This window comes from Anaplasma marginale str. Florida (assembly GCF_000020305.1).
Classification (GTDB): domain Bacteria; phylum Pseudomonadota; class Alphaproteobacteria; order Rickettsiales; family Anaplasmataceae; genus Anaplasma; species Anaplasma marginale.
The window spans coordinates 80,351-96,659 of sequence record NC_012026.1 but is presented as its reverse complement, the minus strand read 5'-3'; the positions used below and the strand labels follow the sequence as shown (position 1 = coordinate 96,659).

General features: G+C 50.2%; 12 protein-coding genes and 2 rRNA genes. 5 read left to right on the top strand and 9 right to left on the bottom strand.

Annotation, left to right across the window (positions count from 1 at the left end; genetic code table 11):
• Positions 1–45: 45 nt before the first annotated feature.
• Positions 46–1,449, bottom strand: coding sequence for an NAD(P)H-dependent flavin oxidoreductase (locus AMF_RS05505; RefSeq protein ID WP_010262714.1), 1,404 nt, complete (start codon positions 1,447–1,449; stop codon positions 46–48).
• A gap of 305 nt (positions 1,450–1,754) precedes the next feature.
• Positions 1,755–3,020, bottom strand: a complete 1,266-nt coding sequence (locus AMF_RS05500) for a peptidoglycan DD-metalloendopeptidase family protein (RefSeq protein ID WP_181005424.1) — start codon at positions 3,018–3,020, stop codon at positions 1,755–1,757.
• A gap of 148 nt (positions 3,021–3,168) precedes the next feature.
• Between AMF_RS05500 and AMF_RS05495 the strand changes: the two genes are divergently transcribed.
• Positions 3,169–4,434: a M16 family metallopeptidase gene (locus AMF_RS05495; RefSeq protein ID WP_010267013.1), complete on the top strand. Its 1,266-nt coding sequence runs from the start codon at positions 3,169–3,171 to the stop codon at positions 4,432–4,434.
• Between the two features lie 254 nt (positions 4,435–4,688).
• On the opposite strand, the gene AMF_RS05490 is transcribed toward AMF_RS05495, so the two are convergent.
• Both AMF_RS05490 and secB read right to left on the bottom strand, forming a co-directional pair.
• Entirely contained in the window at positions 4,689–5,507 is an 819-nt protein-coding gene (locus tag AMF_RS05490) for a DsbA family protein (RefSeq protein ID WP_012658816.1), read from the bottom strand.
• A complete protein-coding gene (gene secB / locus AMF_RS05485; RefSeq protein WP_010267008.1) occupies positions 5,461–5,958 on the bottom strand; it encodes a protein-export chaperone SecB in 498 nt (165 codons plus the stop codon). The genes AMF_RS05490 and secB overlap by 47 nt, the downstream gene beginning before the upstream one ends.
• 111 nt (positions 5,959–6,069) lie before the next feature.
• On the opposite strand from secB, the gene AMF_RS05480 reads away from it, so the two are divergent.
• On the top strand, positions 6,070–6,723 hold the full coding sequence (locus AMF_RS05480) for a Tim44/TimA family putative adaptor protein (RefSeq protein WP_010269346.1): 654 nt from the start codon (positions 6,070–6,072) through the stop codon (positions 6,721–6,723).
• A 155-nt stretch (positions 6,724–6,878) separates the two neighbouring features.
• Here AMF_RS05480 and AMF_RS05475 read toward each other — a convergent pair whose 3' ends face one another.
• From AMF_RS05475 to fabD, 3 genes are all read right to left on the bottom strand, one after another.
• The gene (locus tag AMF_RS05475) at positions 6,879–8,060 is read right to left on the bottom strand and encodes an MFS transporter (RefSeq protein ID WP_276324275.1); all 1,182 of its coding nucleotides are present in this window, start codon (positions 8,058–8,060) and stop codon (positions 6,879–6,881) included.
• Positions 8,061–8,201: 141 nt separating this feature from the next.
• The gene (gene tmk / locus AMF_RS05470) at positions 8,202–8,837 is read right to left on the bottom strand and encodes a dTMP kinase (protein WP_010267004.1); all 636 of its coding nucleotides are present in this window, start codon (positions 8,835–8,837) and stop codon (positions 8,202–8,204) included.
• Position 8,838: 1 nt separating this feature from the next.
• Entirely contained in the window at positions 8,839–9,816 is a 978-nt protein-coding gene (fabD, locus tag AMF_RS05465; protein ID WP_010262680.1) for an ACP S-malonyltransferase, read from the bottom strand.
• Positions 9,817–10,159: 343 nt separating this feature from the next.
• Here fabD and rpmE point away from each other — a divergent pair, with 343 nt between their 5' ends.
• From rpmE to guaB, 3 genes are all read left to right on the top strand, one after another.
• The gene (gene rpmE / locus AMF_RS05460; RefSeq protein WP_010262677.1) at positions 10,160–10,381 is read left to right on the top strand and encodes a 50S ribosomal protein L31; all 222 of its coding nucleotides are present in this window, start codon (positions 10,160–10,162) and stop codon (positions 10,379–10,381) included.
• A complete protein-coding gene (locus AMF_RS05455; protein WP_010262675.1) occupies positions 10,378–11,199 on the top strand; it encodes an NAD kinase in 822 nt (273 codons plus the stop codon). Before rpmE ends, AMF_RS05455 begins: the two co-directional genes overlap by 4 nt.
• Positions 11,200–11,271: 72 nt before the next feature.
• The gene (gene guaB, locus AMF_RS05450; RefSeq protein ID WP_010262673.1) at positions 11,272–12,738 is read left to right on the top strand and encodes an IMP dehydrogenase; all 1,467 of its coding nucleotides are present in this window, start codon (positions 11,272–11,274) and stop codon (positions 12,736–12,738) included.
• 375 nt (positions 12,739–13,113) lie between these two features.
• On the opposite strand, the gene rrf is transcribed toward guaB, so the two are convergent.
• Both rrf and AMF_RS05435 read right to left on the bottom strand, forming a co-directional pair.
• Positions 13,114–13,228, bottom strand: a 5S ribosomal RNA gene (gene rrf, locus AMF_RS05440).
• A 78-nt stretch (positions 13,229–13,306) separates the two neighbouring features.
• Positions 13,307–16,093: ribosomal RNA gene (locus AMF_RS05435) — 23S ribosomal RNA — on the bottom strand.
• Between the last annotated feature and the right edge of the window lie 216 nt (positions 16,094–16,309).

The following is a 16,309-nucleotide window of genomic DNA, read 5'->3' as shown; positions in this document are numbered from 1 at the left end:
GCCTCCGCTACAGCATGAAGCACAGACAGCCGGCGCTCGATTCCTTCAGTAACCGCTGAGTATTCTATCAACCAGTTCCTTCACAGTTGGAATGTACCCACCCTTGTAGAACTCATCCTTACCAAACCTGTATGCATTATGCCCAGAAAACATCAGCTCTCCGTCACAATCGCCCTTGCGAATGATGTTCTGCAGCGTTTTTTGAATACAAAAGCTCCTCGGATCCGGCTTTTCTCCAGTATTGTAGGTGCCGTGGTCTTTCCAATTGCTGAACTTACAGTGGCTTAAGCACCCCATACAGCCTATTTGGTCCTCCCGTATTTCGCGAGCCTTTTGTTCAGTAACAAAAATTACTGTGTCATTCGGTGTTTTGAGCATGGCATCGTAGCCAGCGGCAATCCAAGCATCAGCACGTGCTTTATCAGAGGCCGTGATGTATATATCTCGCCCCCTGGAGCCGAATTTCACAGCGACTACAAAGTCATCCCTGCATACGTTGCTAAAGGGAATTTGGCGTTCGTTACGTTCCTGCAACTCGCGTAAAAATTTGTTCCTCACAGCGGAAGAGTAAAACCCCGTTGGGCTGAATTTGTTGAGTAGCACGTCACCAACCTCGAGGGAAAGTAGCCTCTTCTTCCAAAACATCGAAATCGGACTCTCCTCCGTAACTAGAGGTCTTGTACCAAACTGGAACGCTACCGGGCCTATTTTGGCATTATCGAGCCAAGTTTCCCATTCTTTCAGGTGCCACACCCCTCCGGCCATTATCAGGACAACTTCAGAAAGACCCACTTCGTTCATGAAAGACCTAATCTCCGCCACTCTGTCAAATGGATCTTGAGGCATATTTGGATCTTCGCTATTGCTGAGCCCATTGTGCCCGCCGGCAAGCCACGGATCTTCATACACTACACCACCCAACAGTTCCTTGGGGAACTTGCGATACGCGCGCATCCATAGAATTCTAAAAGCGCGAGCAGAAGAGACTATGGGATAGTAGTAGACCCCGCACTGCATCGACACCTCAGCCAATTTGTATGGCATACCGGCACCGCACGTTACACCGTGAATTAGGCCCTTAGCGCCTTCTAGCACCCCGTACAGCACTTCGCTCACGTTGCCCATTTCCCACAGAACGTTCATGTGCACCCTACCGCGCCCTTGCGATACATCGTGTGCGATACGCGCCTGGCTTATACCGGCCTCTATGCTGTAGCGTATCAGCTCCCGGTTGCGCTCCCCCCTGGTTTTTCCCCTGTATACCAGCGGCACGTGCTCCCCGTTGCTATCTACAAGCGCGGGACTAGCACAAGAAAACGTACCCACAGCATCAGCAGCGGCAAAGGCCCCTGCACTTCTCCCGTCGCTGACTCCAATTCCCTTACCCCCTTCGATAATGGGCCATACCTCACGACCGGAGATACAGACTTTCCTAATTCCTTTCAGCAAAAGAGCAATCCTCCCCTCAACGCTATAAGCCCACCCAGGGCTTCGCTATTCGCAGTACGAAAACTCATGAAACACCCTGGAGTCTAGCGCTTATGCATTCTACAGTCAACGAAAATGAGGCCGCAACGCCAATCCAGGCCACACCAATGAGTAAGACTAACGCACTATTGTTGCTAACTGCGGAGATGCACCAGCGTCGTAGTATGGACTCTGGACATGTGAATGTTTGGCGCACCCACAGGCCTAAACGCCCCAGCTCCAAGCATGCACAAGGGCTTGAATCAGCAATGTGGCCGCTCCGGCGGTTAATTCTCCCGGTAATCCCCGCGCAACATGCTGTCCATGTTGGCAACTGTCTCTTTAAATGGGAGACCCTCCTCCTGCGGGAGCTCCACCACAACTTTTTCTATGCCAACCTTCTGGGGATCAACATGTTTACCCTTATACAGCACCTCATAGTGCAGGTGCGGCCCTGTTGACAAGCCCGTGCTTCCCACATACGCAATCACCTGCCCACGTTTTACTTTAGACCCCTTGACCAATTCTGCTCTAATCTTACTCAGATGGGCATAGGCAGTGGAATAGTTATTCCTATGGTGTATACGGACATAACCACCATAGGTGCCTTTCGTTCCTACAAATCCTACTATACCATTGTCCGCAGCCCTGACTGGGGTCCCCAAAGGCGCGGCATAATCGACTCCCTTGTGAAATCCGCTATAACCGCGTATCGGATGTTTTCTAGTACCAAACTTTGACGATACACGAAACGTGCCGCCATCACCTATGGGATGCTCAAAAATGCTCCTCCCCAGGCTACGTCCTTCGCTATCACAGTATCTGGCCGTGCCATCTTTCATAAGGTGCCTGTAGAGCTTGAGGTGCGTCTGTTTGCCGCGGTGCCCATCAATGACCAGGGCCGTGTATAGCACATTTCCGTCGGCGATCAAATCACCCTTAGCGTTGAAAAACCGTTCAAATAGTACGTCAAGCCAGCTGCCTTGGGGAATTTTATCCAAATCTACTCGGCTGTCATATATTGATACCAACTGCATAATCATGGCGTCAGATAAACCGCCTTCGACCGCAGATGCGAAAAAAGATTTCTCCACCGGGCCAGAAACTCTCATAACCCTCACTTCTTGGACGTTATTTGCAACTCTGGCACTATACCTACCAGCCTCATCTTTTCGCGCTTCAAAGCTGTATAGGGAGCGTGCGGGGTTGACCGACACAAACCGCACCGAGCCTGAGCCACTTACCCCAACGTTGATCTTGTCCCCAACATTTATCTTGTCAATATTGTACACTTCGCTCAGAGATTTCGCGGCAGCAACGGCCTCAACCACTTGTACACCCGCATCGCGCAGCACGCTGATAACGCTGTCACCCTCTTTCACGGTAACCTGCAGCACGTCACTGCCCATGGCCGTGATTCTATCGCCAGCACGGGCAACCTGTGTGGCCCCCAAAACTACAGAAAGCATCACCATTGCACCAACCGCCCTGGGCAGCACATCAGCCAACACTACACCCCCTCTGCACTTGGACCAGACGATTTCATACATCATAAAATCCCGTGGAACAAGCACTAAAACCCTGCTGCTTTGGACGCGGATACGCAACACATCCCATAGATTCCACCAAAATATTTAGCTTTTACTCGACGCGGCAATGCTATACCATCAAAGGTTTCGGGTACCACTCGCGAAGCAATTTATGAATGATACAACCTCAGTTACAAGGTTAGAAAATAACTTTTCTGTAGTCTCTGAAAAGGTAGACGGGGTAAACTCCGTAGGGATTAGTATATGGGTCAAAACAGGCAGCAGGCACGAGGAGAAGGAGAAAATAGGCCTGGCGCATTTTCTTGAGCACATGGCATTCAAGGGTACTGATACAAGATCTGCGCTGGACATTGCAATGGCTTTTGACTGCATAGGTGGAAACTTCAACGCATATACAGATAAAGAACACACCGTATATCACGTCAAAGTTATGAAGAGGGACGTCCATATTGCTCTAGAGGTTCTGGAGGATATAGTGCTGAGGTCAGCGTTCCCGGAAGTTGAAATTGAGCGGGAGAAGAATGTCGTGTTGCAGGAAATATACCAAACGAATGACTCCCCGGGCAGTATTATCTTCGACAAGTATATGGAAGTTGCATACAAAGGCCAGATCTTCGGTGCGCCAATTTTGGGATCGGAACAGTCAGTGTTGGGCCTCTCAAGGGCTGACCTTGTGCAGTACATGAGCGCAAACTATTACGGAAATAACATGATTCTTTCCGTAGCCGGGGATATAGCGCACGAGGACGTTGTACGCATGTCTCAAGGGTTTGCTCAGATTCAGGACCGGAACCCACAGCCCGTTGCTCCTCCAGTATATACCGGAGGGCAGTACATAGAGGCCCGGGACCTCGACCAGGTTAACATAGTAATTGGGTTTCCTGGAGTATCGTACTTAGACGAGAGATACTACACAATGCAGGTCCTTGACGTGATACTGGGCAGTAGTATGTCTTCAAGGCTGTTTCAAGAGATAAGAGAAAAGCGCGGGCTGGTTTATAGCATTTCTTCTTTCAATTCTAGCTACTCCGACAGTGGGCTTTTTTCCATACACGCCGCAACTGACGAAGGCAACCTGCAAGAGCTGCTCAAAACTATAGCTGCAGAGATGAAAAAGCTACCCGAAACCGTGAAAGAAGAGGAGTTACTGAGGGCAAAAAGCAAGCTGGAGTCCGAAGTTTTGATGTCTAGGGAGAGTACCGTTGGAAAATCTGAGGCACTTGGCTATTGCTATTCGCATTACAACAAGTACATCACCAAGGAAGAGATGATAAGCAAAATACGTGCGGTGAACCTGGGTGACGTAATAAATTCGGCAGATTTACTTTTGCAAAATCGTGGCAAACTAACGGTCGCGGCAATAGGCAAGGTCGGGCCACTACCTAGCTTAGAGACAATATCGAACATGCTTGCATAGGCTGCTGGGCACTACAGCAGTTGCATGTGTGGGGCTGCACACGGACGCAGGAGGCGCAGGCCAGGCAGTGGAGAAGCATTTCCCAACAGCGCGAGTTCGCCTCCAGTGGTTTTGCGGACCGCGCATACAAGCGGAGCGCCAGTCGAACCACCGTCCCCACTCAGGTGCAACTGGCTACGGCCGCGCACAGAACATAACCGAGTCCGCGTAGCTCCAGCGCGACATAATACCAGCCGCCAGAGGCACTGCCAGGCCTAGTTGCGTTCCAGCTTGGTTGCTTTGCCATCCAACGCGGAATAGTTGGGGGTTAACAAAATCAACTTTTCAATCTCCGCAGAAATGCTGGTAAAGTCGTGGCTACCCTCATATCTTTGCCCGTTCAAGAAGAACGCAGGCGTTGCATTTACATCAAGTTTGTTAACGGCCAAAAACTTTTGCTGCACCACGCGATCCATCAAGGCTTCATCGGTTGTACACTTCTTAAATTCTTCGTCAGAGATGTTACTAATTTTGGCGATATTTGCCAGAAGCCCAAGATCCTTGTGGGTGGCAATCAAGGCATCAAACGAGTTAAACACCGCCTTGGCGTAGGCAAAAAACGTCTTGTTGTCCTTGTAGCACGTACCAAGCATGGCCGCAGAGAGTGAGAGCTTATCAAGGGGAAAATCCCTCAATATATATAGGAGCTTGCCCTTGTCTATGTACTCATTCTTGAGCCTTGGTAACACCTTGGTCGCAAAATCCGCACAGTGAGAACACGAGAAGGACGCATACTCCAGCATAACTACAGGAGCGCTCGTGTTGCCCAGAAATCTATCACCGGGCATCAGACCCAATAGCTTCTCGGCCGTAACATCCGCCGTATCGACTGTGCTCGCCTCATGGTTAGAGGGAAGGTCCACCTTTTTCGTATCAGCCGCAACAGAAAAACTCAGTAGTAACACGGAACACAGGCACGCCACAACGGAAATGCCCGCACAATATCGCAAGAACCCCATAATCCCACCACAAAACACGACCACAAATTCAGGCTGCACCCCCACTTTTGTTTGCCTGTTTATTCTTTCCGTCATCTCCGCCAAGCTGGCTGGCATACATTGCCTCAAAATCTATAACATCCAACATCAGTGGCGGAAACCCAGCGCTGGCAGTCATCTTAGCGATAACCTCCCGAACAAAGGGAAACAAAACGCCCGGCGCAGTAATGAGCAGAGCCTCTTTCACCACCTGTTCCTCAGCTTTTTCCTCAAGGGAGAAGACCCCACAATACTTGAGCTCACACAAAAACGCAGGTACTTTTTCCACAACAGACTCTATATTCACCTGCAAAGTGACCTCATACAGGTCAGCGGCGGCCTGTTCGCCCTCAGTAGGTTTCACGGGCAAGGAAGCCGACGATACATTGACCGATATGCTAATCTCCGGAGGAGATTTGCTGATCATCAGAAAAACCTTGGGCGAGTTTGGATTTTCAAAGGACAAATCCTTAATGTACTGTCCCCTTACCTTGAGCTTTGGGCGCATACTGGACACTCCTAGACGGCAATACCGCAATTAATTGTTGATTAACACTGGGCAAACTATAATATGGTTAAGTACTTTTGTACATAGCCTTTGTGAAAAATTTGGATGGGTATGGTTGAGCTGGCTATATACGCGTTCGTTGCGGCCTTTATTTTCTTCCGCTTGTATGGTTCCCTAGGCAAGGCATCTAGCGTCAATTTTCAGCCGAGTGCCATCTATCCCGAACAGGCTGGAGGCGAACAAGCAGCCTCTGACGGCTCCATTAACTCCCAGGACATTCCTGTGAGTTCTGTTGTGGCGGACTGCGCATCTGTTGAACAGATTTCAAGCGTGTTCGAGGCTATAAAGGAGCGCAACAAAGGTTTTTCTGTTAAGCACTTCATCGAAGGGTCGGCGGCGGCTTTTGAGGCAATAGTGAAAGCACTCAGTCAGGGGAATGCTGAGTTTTTGTCGTCGCTGCTTAGCAAAGACATGCATGACTCGTTCGTTAGAGAGATCGAGCGTCGCAAGAGCGCCGGGCACACCCATGAGGATGTTGTGGTGTCTATAGTATCGCAGAAAGTAACCAGCGCAGAGCTGAAGGGAAACTCTGCCGCCATAACCGTGCAGTTCGTCACCGAGCAGATAAATGTCGTGCGGGATGCAGGGGGGCAGGTTGTGGATGGCAGCACCTCTAAGGTGAATACTATAGAAGACACCTGGAAATTCGCAAGAGACATCACCACCTCGGGCAGACGGTGGTATCTGACTTCTACTAGCGCATAGGTGGAAGGCCGGGGTTAGCCACAGGGACGGGCCTGCCTTCCGAGACACACTTTTTATGCCACCCGGTAAACATCACCGCTAAGGCAGGCGTACGGTCCAGCGCATCGGGAGAAGCGTCGAGTCGCGCCACCAAGGAGAGCGCAGCCGCTACACACTCAGCCCCCGTTATCTTTACTGCAGCGTTTCATAATTGCGGTCCCAACAGTACCGATTAGGACGCCTATGGGGACAACCAGCATGGCTTTGACCAGCGGCCCGCTACCATACACGGATTGACCGGAGATGACTTTACCGTCCCAGTACGAGTTGATCACCAATGATATCACCGTGTGGAAGAAGTATCCAAAAAACATTATGGCCATATTAGAAACCGCTGTGGCCAGGGCTACCGAGCCGTTACCTGCGTACTCTATGGCCTTAAACACCACTACGATTTGGTACGTAGAGCAGATTCCTACAGTCAAAAGTAGGATGAATGCGCTTATTCCAGTGCTACAATTTCCGGTTAGCATGGCCGCAAACGCAACCATGGTAAACAGACCGCAGCAAATTATTATGTTCCATCCGTCATAAGACTTCTCAAGCAGAGAGCTGACTACCAGCAGCCCTACGCAGCACCCAACGAACACCGCAGCAGGCAAGGTTGTCGAGGCTACATGGCTAACGCCACACACCTCCGATAGAAATGCGGTCGCCCACCCGTCAGCAAAGCCTTCAATCGGGCCTATCATACAACCGCCAAGCAGACTTATAATCATCAACCGCTTGTTGCATATTACACTCCTTACCTGCTCAGACACACTACGACTCTCAGTAGCATCTGGCGCATCAAACAGAAAATATGCGGCAAGCATGGCCAAGATGCATCCACCCACGACAAACACAAGGAGCACCTTGTTCCAGCCAAAACTCTCTATCAGCGACAACATCGGCTTGCCACCATACATTGCACCCAAAAACCCTATCATAATCGCGATAGAAGTCATCCTGGCAAATCTTGTACTAGTAAAGTACATTTTTGAAACTTTAAAAACAGATATGGCCGCGGCAACTGAACCCATGCCAGTGAACACCCTGCCAATTTGCACAAACTCCCAAGAATCAAACAACATGGGCGCCGCACCCAGAAAAGTGAGGACCATGCACACCGGGATTACCTTCTTGGGCCCGTATTTGTCTATTAGTATCCCTAACGGAATGTGTGCCACGGTATACCCTGCGTAATATAGCGCGGAAAACTGCCCAAAGGCGAGCGCTCCCACACCAAAACGCTCCATAATTTCCCCAGAAAGGGTGTTAGGTATAACACGCAATATGTACTGGAGCGCGTAAAACACCGCCACAGAAAACCAAGCAAAGAACCCCCGATCCACCGACCACACAGTAACCCCAGTACCGAACGCAACTAGGGCACATGGTAACAAAAAAACTAACAGAGTACAGCAAATATTCTCACCAAATAGGCAAGTACACCGGGGTCATTTTGCCACTTTAAGTTTATCCTTGGTTATTGCCCGAAATAACGCAACAATCCTGTCGTGCGTTGAATAAACGTCCTCCGCGGCATCTGATTTACAGTCTATCATGTGGCACCTATGTGGGTTATTGGCAACTATTGTCCTGAACCCCTCCCTAACCCTGTCGTAAAATTCCGGGCCGTGGTTTTCGAATCCGTTAAGGCTGGTCCTCGCAAGGGCGAGCTCTATGCTAGCGTCTATAACAAACGTAATATCCGGCACAACATCAGCCACCAGAGAGTTTAGCATGCCAACTAGCGCAAGGTCCACCCCGCATCCATAGCCCTGGTAGGCCACAGTGGAGTCCGTAAACCTGTCACTTATCACTATTTTGCCCGCAAGTAAACCCGGCAACACTACCTTGACAAAGCTCTCCCTGCGCATTGCTATGAAAAGCATGAGCTCTGTTATTCCGTCTAGCTTGTAATCAGTAAGCCCTAACAGAGCCCCTCTGATAAGTTCATTAAGCGAGGTGCCCCCAGGCTCTCGAGTAAGCACCACTCTGTGTTCGCCGTACAAGTCTGACAGGTATTTCGCGAGGAGGACAGCCTGCGTGGTCTTCCCGCATCCATCAATTCCCTCAAAAGTTATAAACATACTACCCGGAATTACTAGCGGCTAGTTTCTCCGATTTTAGGACACCAGAGCAATTCGCGCGTACGGATTCCATTGAGTCAACACCAAATCCGCGCACGGAATTGTCTATTCGCTTTAGCAGCCCAACAAGCACTTGTCCGGGCCCCACTTCTATAAACTCTGAGCACCCACACCCAATAAGGTACTCTATGCTCTCCCTCCACCTAACTCTGCTAACAACCTGCCGCACCATTAGGTTTCTTATCGCATTGCAGTCAGAATGTGTAGAGGCAGATACGTTAAAAACCATCTCTACTTCCGGCGGGTTCATTTCTAGCTGGTCGACAAAATCACCAATCTCATTACAAGCCAGCCGCATCAAAGAAGAGTGAAACGGCCCGCTAACACGCAGCCTTATTACCTTCTTGATGCCGGTACCTTCAATGAGCTTCGGCAGCTGCTGCAGGGCGCTTTCAGTACCGCTGACAACCACTTGACCAGTGCAGTTATCATTTGCAACCTCACATATACCATATTCAGATGCGCGCGCTGCTACGGCTTCAACCTCACTCAAACTACCCCCTATCAGGGCCGCCATGCCCCCACAACACAGTGAAGAAGCTCGGTGCATCGCCTTTCCCCTAACGTCTAACAACCTGGCAACGCTGGGCAACCCAATAACTTTAGAGACGTGCAATGCCGTGTACTCACCCACCGAGTGCCCCAAAACGTACTTCACAGCATCTGTGATAGGACCGCCTAAATTTTCTTCCAGCGCACGAACCAACGCGACTGATACAGTCATCAACGCAAGCTGCGCATTACAGGTCGAAGTGAGAGCCTCCTCAGGCCCCTGGAAAATTATCCGGGAGAGGTGCCTACCCAGTGTTTCATCCACCTCATGAAACACACGACGTGCTGCAGGCGAGCTATCGTAGACCTCTCTGCCCATTCCAACAAACTGTGAGCCTTGGCCGGGAAACATAAATACAACAGACACAGCTTCGGGACTCCCCATGGTACACGGCCAATTATTGCTCACGTGATTGTGGTAGTCAAAGCTATTTTTGCAGACTGTGACGCAGTGATGGCGCTGCCTTGTCCAATTTAGCGTAGCTAACGTATTAGTTTCAGTCGAGCATACGCGCGGTCATGGCTACTGTAACAATCGCCTCAACAGGCACAACGCCGAGCTGTGCCAAGCATTGTTTTATGTGCACTAGTAACACGTTGAACACCTGCAGCTATGCCCATAACTCGCACAATTGACATGCACCCTTTTCCCTGTTACCATCCGCAGTTATGTTCGCCTTTGTTTCAATTTTGTTAGGAGGTCCGTGGTCATGAAGAAGGGTATACATCCTGAGGTTCACCCCATCACGGTTATTTTTACAAATGGTGAGCAGCGTGAAATGCTTTCTACATACGGGAAACCTGACGAAATGGTCAAGGTGCACCTTGAGAGTGACAGGTTTAATCACCCCGCTTGGAACCCAGGGCTTAGGGTGAGCAGCAAAAAGAACAGTAGGGCTGCTAGGTTCCTGAGCAAGTTCGGCGATTTGTGAGCGTGCAGAGCGCTGTTTTGCCTGCTAGGTGTAAGTATCAAACTGTAGGTTACGTGGCGGCCGGCCCTGCGGAGAGGGATCGGGTTGGCTGTCTGCGTAGTTTTTACGGCGTGGTAAACCTGGCTGACGCTCCAGATTCCGCGGTAGACTTGCTCGTAGTCGTTGGGGGTGACGGGTTCATGCTGCACAGTTTGCATAATTATGTAGTGGGTCCCGGTAGGAACGTGCCAGTATATGGAGTGAGGCATGGTAGCGTTGGGTTCTTGCTGAACCACTGCGTGGATGGCAGCCTTCCACACAAGCTCGAAAATGCAGTTGCAACTGAGCTGCCTCTGTTGCGCATGGAAGCGCAGGACGTTTACGGTTGCACGCATAGCGCAATCGCAGTAAATGAAGTTTCGCTGTTTCGCGGCACGCATCAGGCTGCCAAGCTCAGAATTAAAATCAACGGGAAAGTAGCCATGGAGGAGCTGGTGTCTGACGGCGTGATAGTGTCTAGCCCGGCAGGTAGCACAGCTTATAATTTCTCTGCAGGTGGGCCCATATTGCCTTTCACTTCTAACATAGTATGCCTCACTGCAATTAATCCTTTCAGGCCTCGGAGGTGGCGCGGTGCACTGTTGCCGAATGACTCCCTGGTAGAAATCGATGTGCTGTCTCCTGAAACCCGCTGCGTCAGCGCAGTTGCTGACTACACAGAGTTCCGCAATATAAGCGACGTCAAGATAAAGCAAGACAACAACACAAAGATTACACTTATGTTTGATCCAGAACATGGGCTAGAGGAGAGAACCATAGCAGAACAGTTTCTTGCGTAGCGTGCGAGCGACGCTATTGCACGTGCGCGCTAAAAATTTTATAATTGGCGACGAAGTTTGGCTAGGGCGGTTGTGGAAGTTTCCTATTCTTTTGATGACGTTCTGATAATTCCAGCAGATTCCAATGTGCTTCCGGCTGATACAGATGTCACAACTTATGTTACGGATAGCGTGCAGCTCCGCATTCCTATAATGTCAGCCGCGATGGACACGGTGACGGAGTCCAGGCTTGCCATATCTCTGGCACAGCATGGAGGCATGGGGTGCATTCATAAAAATTTATCCATAGAGCGCCAAGTTGCGGAGGTACAGAAAGTCAAAAAACACGAAAGCTGGATAGTCAGTAACCCTGTAACCGTCTCCCCTGACGCTACGTTGAGCACTGCTTTATCCGTCATGAGAAAGCACAGCTACTCCGGAATACCTGTAGTCACCCCCCAGCAGAATAAGCTCGTGGGGATACTGACAAACAGGGATGTTCGCTTTGTTGAGAACAAGAATTGCAAAGTTAGCGACATAATGACAAGTACTAATCTGGTCACCGTGAGTGAGGGTATCAGCCAATCTGAGGCAACTAGGCTTCTACACAAACACAAAATAGAGAGGCTCATAGTAACTGACGAGCACGGTTGCTGCATTGGTCTAATAACCGTAAAAGATATTGAGCGGTTTAATCGGTTCCCGAATTCCTGCAAAGATAAAAAAGCCAGGTTAAGGGTGGCAGCGGCTGTCGGCACAGGAAACAAAGAGGGCATGGAGCGCGCTGAAGCCTTGATACAGGCAGAAGCTGACGTAATAGTGGTAGACACCGCGCATGGCCATTCTGCCAGGGTAATTCAAACAATAAGAGAAATCAAAGCGTTGTACCCTGATGCACAGGTAATAGGCGGAAATGTGGCAACGGCAGCAGGGGCCCTCGCCCTGGTTGAGGCTGGAGTCGATGCAGTCAAAGTTGGCATAGGCCCTGGATCCATATGCACAACGAGGATCGTCACCGGGGTGGGAGTACCGCAATTTTCTGCCATAAAAAACGTCGCGGAAGCGTGCAAGGGCACGGGAGTCAGAGTGATAGCGGACGGAGGCATAAAATATTCTGGAGATATCGCAAAGTCTATTGCGGCAGGAGCAGATGTGGTGATGATAGGCTCCATCTTTGCCGGCACGGATGAAAGCCCGGGAGACACCATGATATACAACGGCCGGGCATATAAGTGCTACAGAGGCATGGGGTCTGTTGTAGCAATGAAAAGCGGCAGCAGCGGCAGGTACTTTCAGGAAGGCGGGGGAAAATTCATACCAGAAGGTGTTGAGGGCCGGGTACCTTTCAAGGGAGCTGCGTCTGAGGTCATATACCAACTGGTAGGAGGGCTCAGATCATCTATGGGGTACACCGGAAACAAGGATATAGAGTCTATGAAAACAAACTGCAAGTTCACCATAATCACCGCCGCCGGGTTGCATGAAAGCCACGTGCATGGCGTGGCAATTACTCGTGAAACTCCAAATTATCACCCGTATTACCAATCCCATAAGGACTAGGCCTCTGATCATCGGCCATCAGTAGCGCTACACTAGCCCTAACGCGTCCTTTTTGTTCCTGCAATATTTGGGAATCAATTAAATCGCGCTATATCTTCCTTCGGTTATCAGACAAAAAGCCGCCCCTTACAGTTACAATGCATCTACAGCAGTCACTATAGAATCTAAAAACTCAGTAACGTGCGCCCAGCAACAAAGGGCCAAGGGCACAAATCGGATGTTTGGCTTGCGAAACAATCACCCAACAGGTGAATCAAAAGGCCTTTTGGCAGCTCAACACACTCAGATTGTACGCACCCACCGCAACCAAAAGCCAGACCGCGCAACAAAAAACAAACGAATAACAGCGCGAGCGCGCTACGAAAGGCGACCAAAGGCTGGCAGCGACCCTCTCTCCCGTGTCTTAAGACAAAGTACCACAGGCGCTGGGAGGCTTAACTTCCGGGTTCGGGATGTTACCGGGTGTTTCACTCCCGCCATAACCACCAGCCAAACGGCCATATAACCAAGCTAGCAGAAAGATCTAGATAAAGCAAGCAGTGTGGTCTTGAACTACACGTACCAACAAACGAATAAACCAATCGGGCTATTAGTACCGGTCAGCTAAATACGTTACCGCACTTACACACCCGGCCTATCAACGTGATAGTCTCTCACGGCCCTAATGGGGAAATCTAATCTTGAGGGGGGTTTCTCGCTTAGATGCTTTCAGCAATTATCCCGTCCATACGTAGCTACCCAGCTATGCTGTTGGCACAACAACTGGTACACCAGAGGTATGTCCAACTCGGTCCTCTCGTACTAGAGTCAGATCCTCTCAAATTTCCAACGCCCACGGAAGATAGAAACCGAACTGTCTCACGACGTTCTAAACCCAACTCACGTATCACTTTAATCGGCGAACAGCCGAACCCTTGGGACCTGCTCCAGCCCCAGGATGTGATGAGTCGACATCGAGGTGCCAAACGGTGCCGTCGATATGAACTCTTGGGCACCATAAGCCTGTTATCCCCGGCGTACCTTTTATCCGTTGAGCGATGACCCTTCCATACGGAATCACCGGATCACTATGACCGACTTTCGTCTCTGCTCGGCCCGTCGGCCTCGCAGTCAGGCAGGCTTTTGCCATTGTACTATAAAAGCTGATTTCCGACCAGCCCTAGCCTACCATCGCACGCCTCCGTTACTCTTTAGGAGGCGACCGCCCCAGTCAAACTACCCACCATACAATGTCCTAGCTCCAGAAAAATGGAGCGTAGTTAGATGCCAAGAACACAAAGGGTGGTATCTCAAGGACGACTCCACCCAGGCTGGCGCCCGGGCTTCAAAGTCTCCCACCTATCCTGCACATTGCATCCCTAACACCAATGTAAAGCTATAGTAAAGGTGCACGGGGTCTCTTCGTCTAACCGCGGGTACCCCGCATCAGCACGGGGAATTCAATTTCGCTGAGTCGATGCTGGAGACAGCGGGGAAATCGTTACGCCATTCGTGCGGGTCGGAACTTACCCGACAAGGAATTTCGCTACCTTAGGACCGTCAGTTTTACGGCCGCCGTTTACTGGGGCTTCAACTCGGAGCTCTCACCCCTCATATTAACCTTCCAGCACCGGGCAGGCGTCAGGCCCTATACTTCCACTTACGTGTTTGCAGAGCCCTGTGTTTTTAGTAAACAGTCGCTACCCCCTGCTCTGTGCCACCCACAGGTGGTTGCCCACCCACAGGTCACCCTTCTCCCTAAGTTACAGGTGCAATTTGCCGAGTTCCTTCAGCATCGTTCTCTCAATCGCCTTAGTATACTCTACCCACCTACCAGTGTCGGTTTGCGGTACGGACTTATTAACTTAAGCGCTATTTCCTGGGACCTCTTTAAAGCACGCACCAATCCAATAAGGCACGCACTGCACAAGATCCGTCACGCTTAAAAGGTTCAGGAATATTAACCTGATTCCCATCGACTACTCCTTTACGGCCTCGCCTTAGGGTCCGACTAACCCTGCGCAGATTGACTTAACACAGGAAACCTTAGGTTTTCGGCGGGAGTGGTTTTCACACTCCTTTACGCTACTCATGTCAGCATTCTCACTTTCGATACCTCCAGCAACCCTCACGGGCCACCTTCACAGGCTTACGAAACGCTCCGCTACCGCACCCGGCAAGCCGGGCACTCGCGTCTTCGGCGTATGGCTTTAGCCCCGTTACATCTTCGGCGCAAGAAGACTTAAATCTAGACAAGTGAGCTGTTACGCTTTCTTTAAAGGATGGCTGCTTCTAAGCCAACCTACTAGCTGTATTGGTCTTCTCACCTCCTTCCACACTTAGCCATAACTTTGGGACCTTAGACGGCGATCTGGGCTCTTTCCCTTTCCACCACGGACTTAGCACCCGCAGTGTGTCTGCTGTAGAACAGTTGACCGGTATTCGGAGTTTGATTGGATTTGGTAAGAGGATGAGTCTCCCTAGTCCATTCAGTGCTCTACCCCCGGCAACTTATAGTACAACGCTCTACCTAAATAGATTTCGCGGAGAACCAGCTATTTCCAAGTTTGATTGGCCTTTCACCCCTAGCCACAGCTCATCCAATACTATTGCAACAGTAACAGGTTCGGTCCTCCCAATGTACTTTACTACACCTTCAACCTGGCCATGGCTAGATCACTTGGTTTCGGGTCTAATCCATGAACTAAAACGCCCTATTCAGACTCGCTTTTCGCTACGCCTACACCTAACGGCTTAAGCTTGCTCAACAGATTAACTCGCTGACCCATTATGCAAAAGGTACGCTGTCACCCGTGCAGAAATTACAGCAAGCTGCAAAACCTACACAAGCTCCAACTGATTGTAAGCACCCGATTTCAGGTTCTATTTCACTCCCCTCACCGGGGTTCTTTTCACCTTTCCCTCACGGTACTTGTTCACTATCGGTCGCTAAGGAGTACTTAGGTTTAGAGGATGGTCCCCCTAAATTCAGACAGGGTTCCACGTGCCCCGCCCTACTCAAGGATCTGCAACCTTCTTACCTGTACGGGACTATCACCCCCTACGGTTGCCTTTTCCAAGGCATTCCAGTTTCTAATTACAGACCACAGACCTGTTCCGCGTTCGCTCGTCACTACTAACGGAGTCTCATTTTGATTTCCTTTCCTCCGGCTACTTAGATATTTCAGTTCACCGGGTTCGTCTTGCATACCTATGTATTCAGCATGCAATGGCCAACGAATTGGCCGGGTTTCCCCATTCGGACATCTGCGGATCAAAACTTGTTGACAATTCCCCGCAGCTTATCGCAGCCTACCACGTCCTTCATCACCTCTTAGCGCCAAGGCATCCATCAAGTGCTCTTTCTTGTTTATTCATTCGTAGCGATACGTGCAGTATCAAAACCACACTATCCATACTTTATCAGCTAATCGAATCGAGATCGTCCTCAAAACGAGAACAATCCCTACCATTGATCTTTCTACTAACTTGTCAACCATCGAGCCACAGACCTCAAGGGCCAGCGCTCCATAGAGCTACCATTCTTAACTAAGAACGCAACGAGTGTCAACAAATTACTTAAACTTTCCTC

Coding starts and splice junctions, on each gene's coding strand:
- AMF_RS05500 (WP_181005424.1), bottom strand. CDS start 3,020: ATGATGTATGAAATCGTCTGGTCCAAGTGCAGAGGGGGTGTAGTGTTG.
- AMF_RS05495 (WP_010267013.1), top strand. CDS start 3,169: ATGAATGATACAACCTCAGTTACAAGGTTAGAAAATAACTTTTCTGTA.
- AMF_RS05490 (WP_012658816.1), bottom strand. CDS start 5,507: ATGACGGAAAGAATAAACAGGCAAACAAAAGTGGGGGTGCAGCCTGAA.
- secB (WP_010267008.1), bottom strand. CDS start 5,958: ATGCGCCCAAAGCTCAAGGTAAGGGGACAGTACATTAAGGATTTGTCC.
- AMF_RS05480 (WP_010269346.1), top strand. CDS start 6,070: ATGGTTGAGCTGGCTATATACGCGTTCGTTGCGGCCTTTATTTTCTTC.
- tmk (WP_010267004.1), bottom strand. CDS start 8,837: ATGTTTATAACTTTTGAGGGAATTGATGGATGCGGGAAGACCACGCAG.
- rpmE (WP_010262677.1), top strand. CDS start 10,160: ATGAAGAAGGGTATACATCCTGAGGTTCACCCCATCACGGTTATTTTT.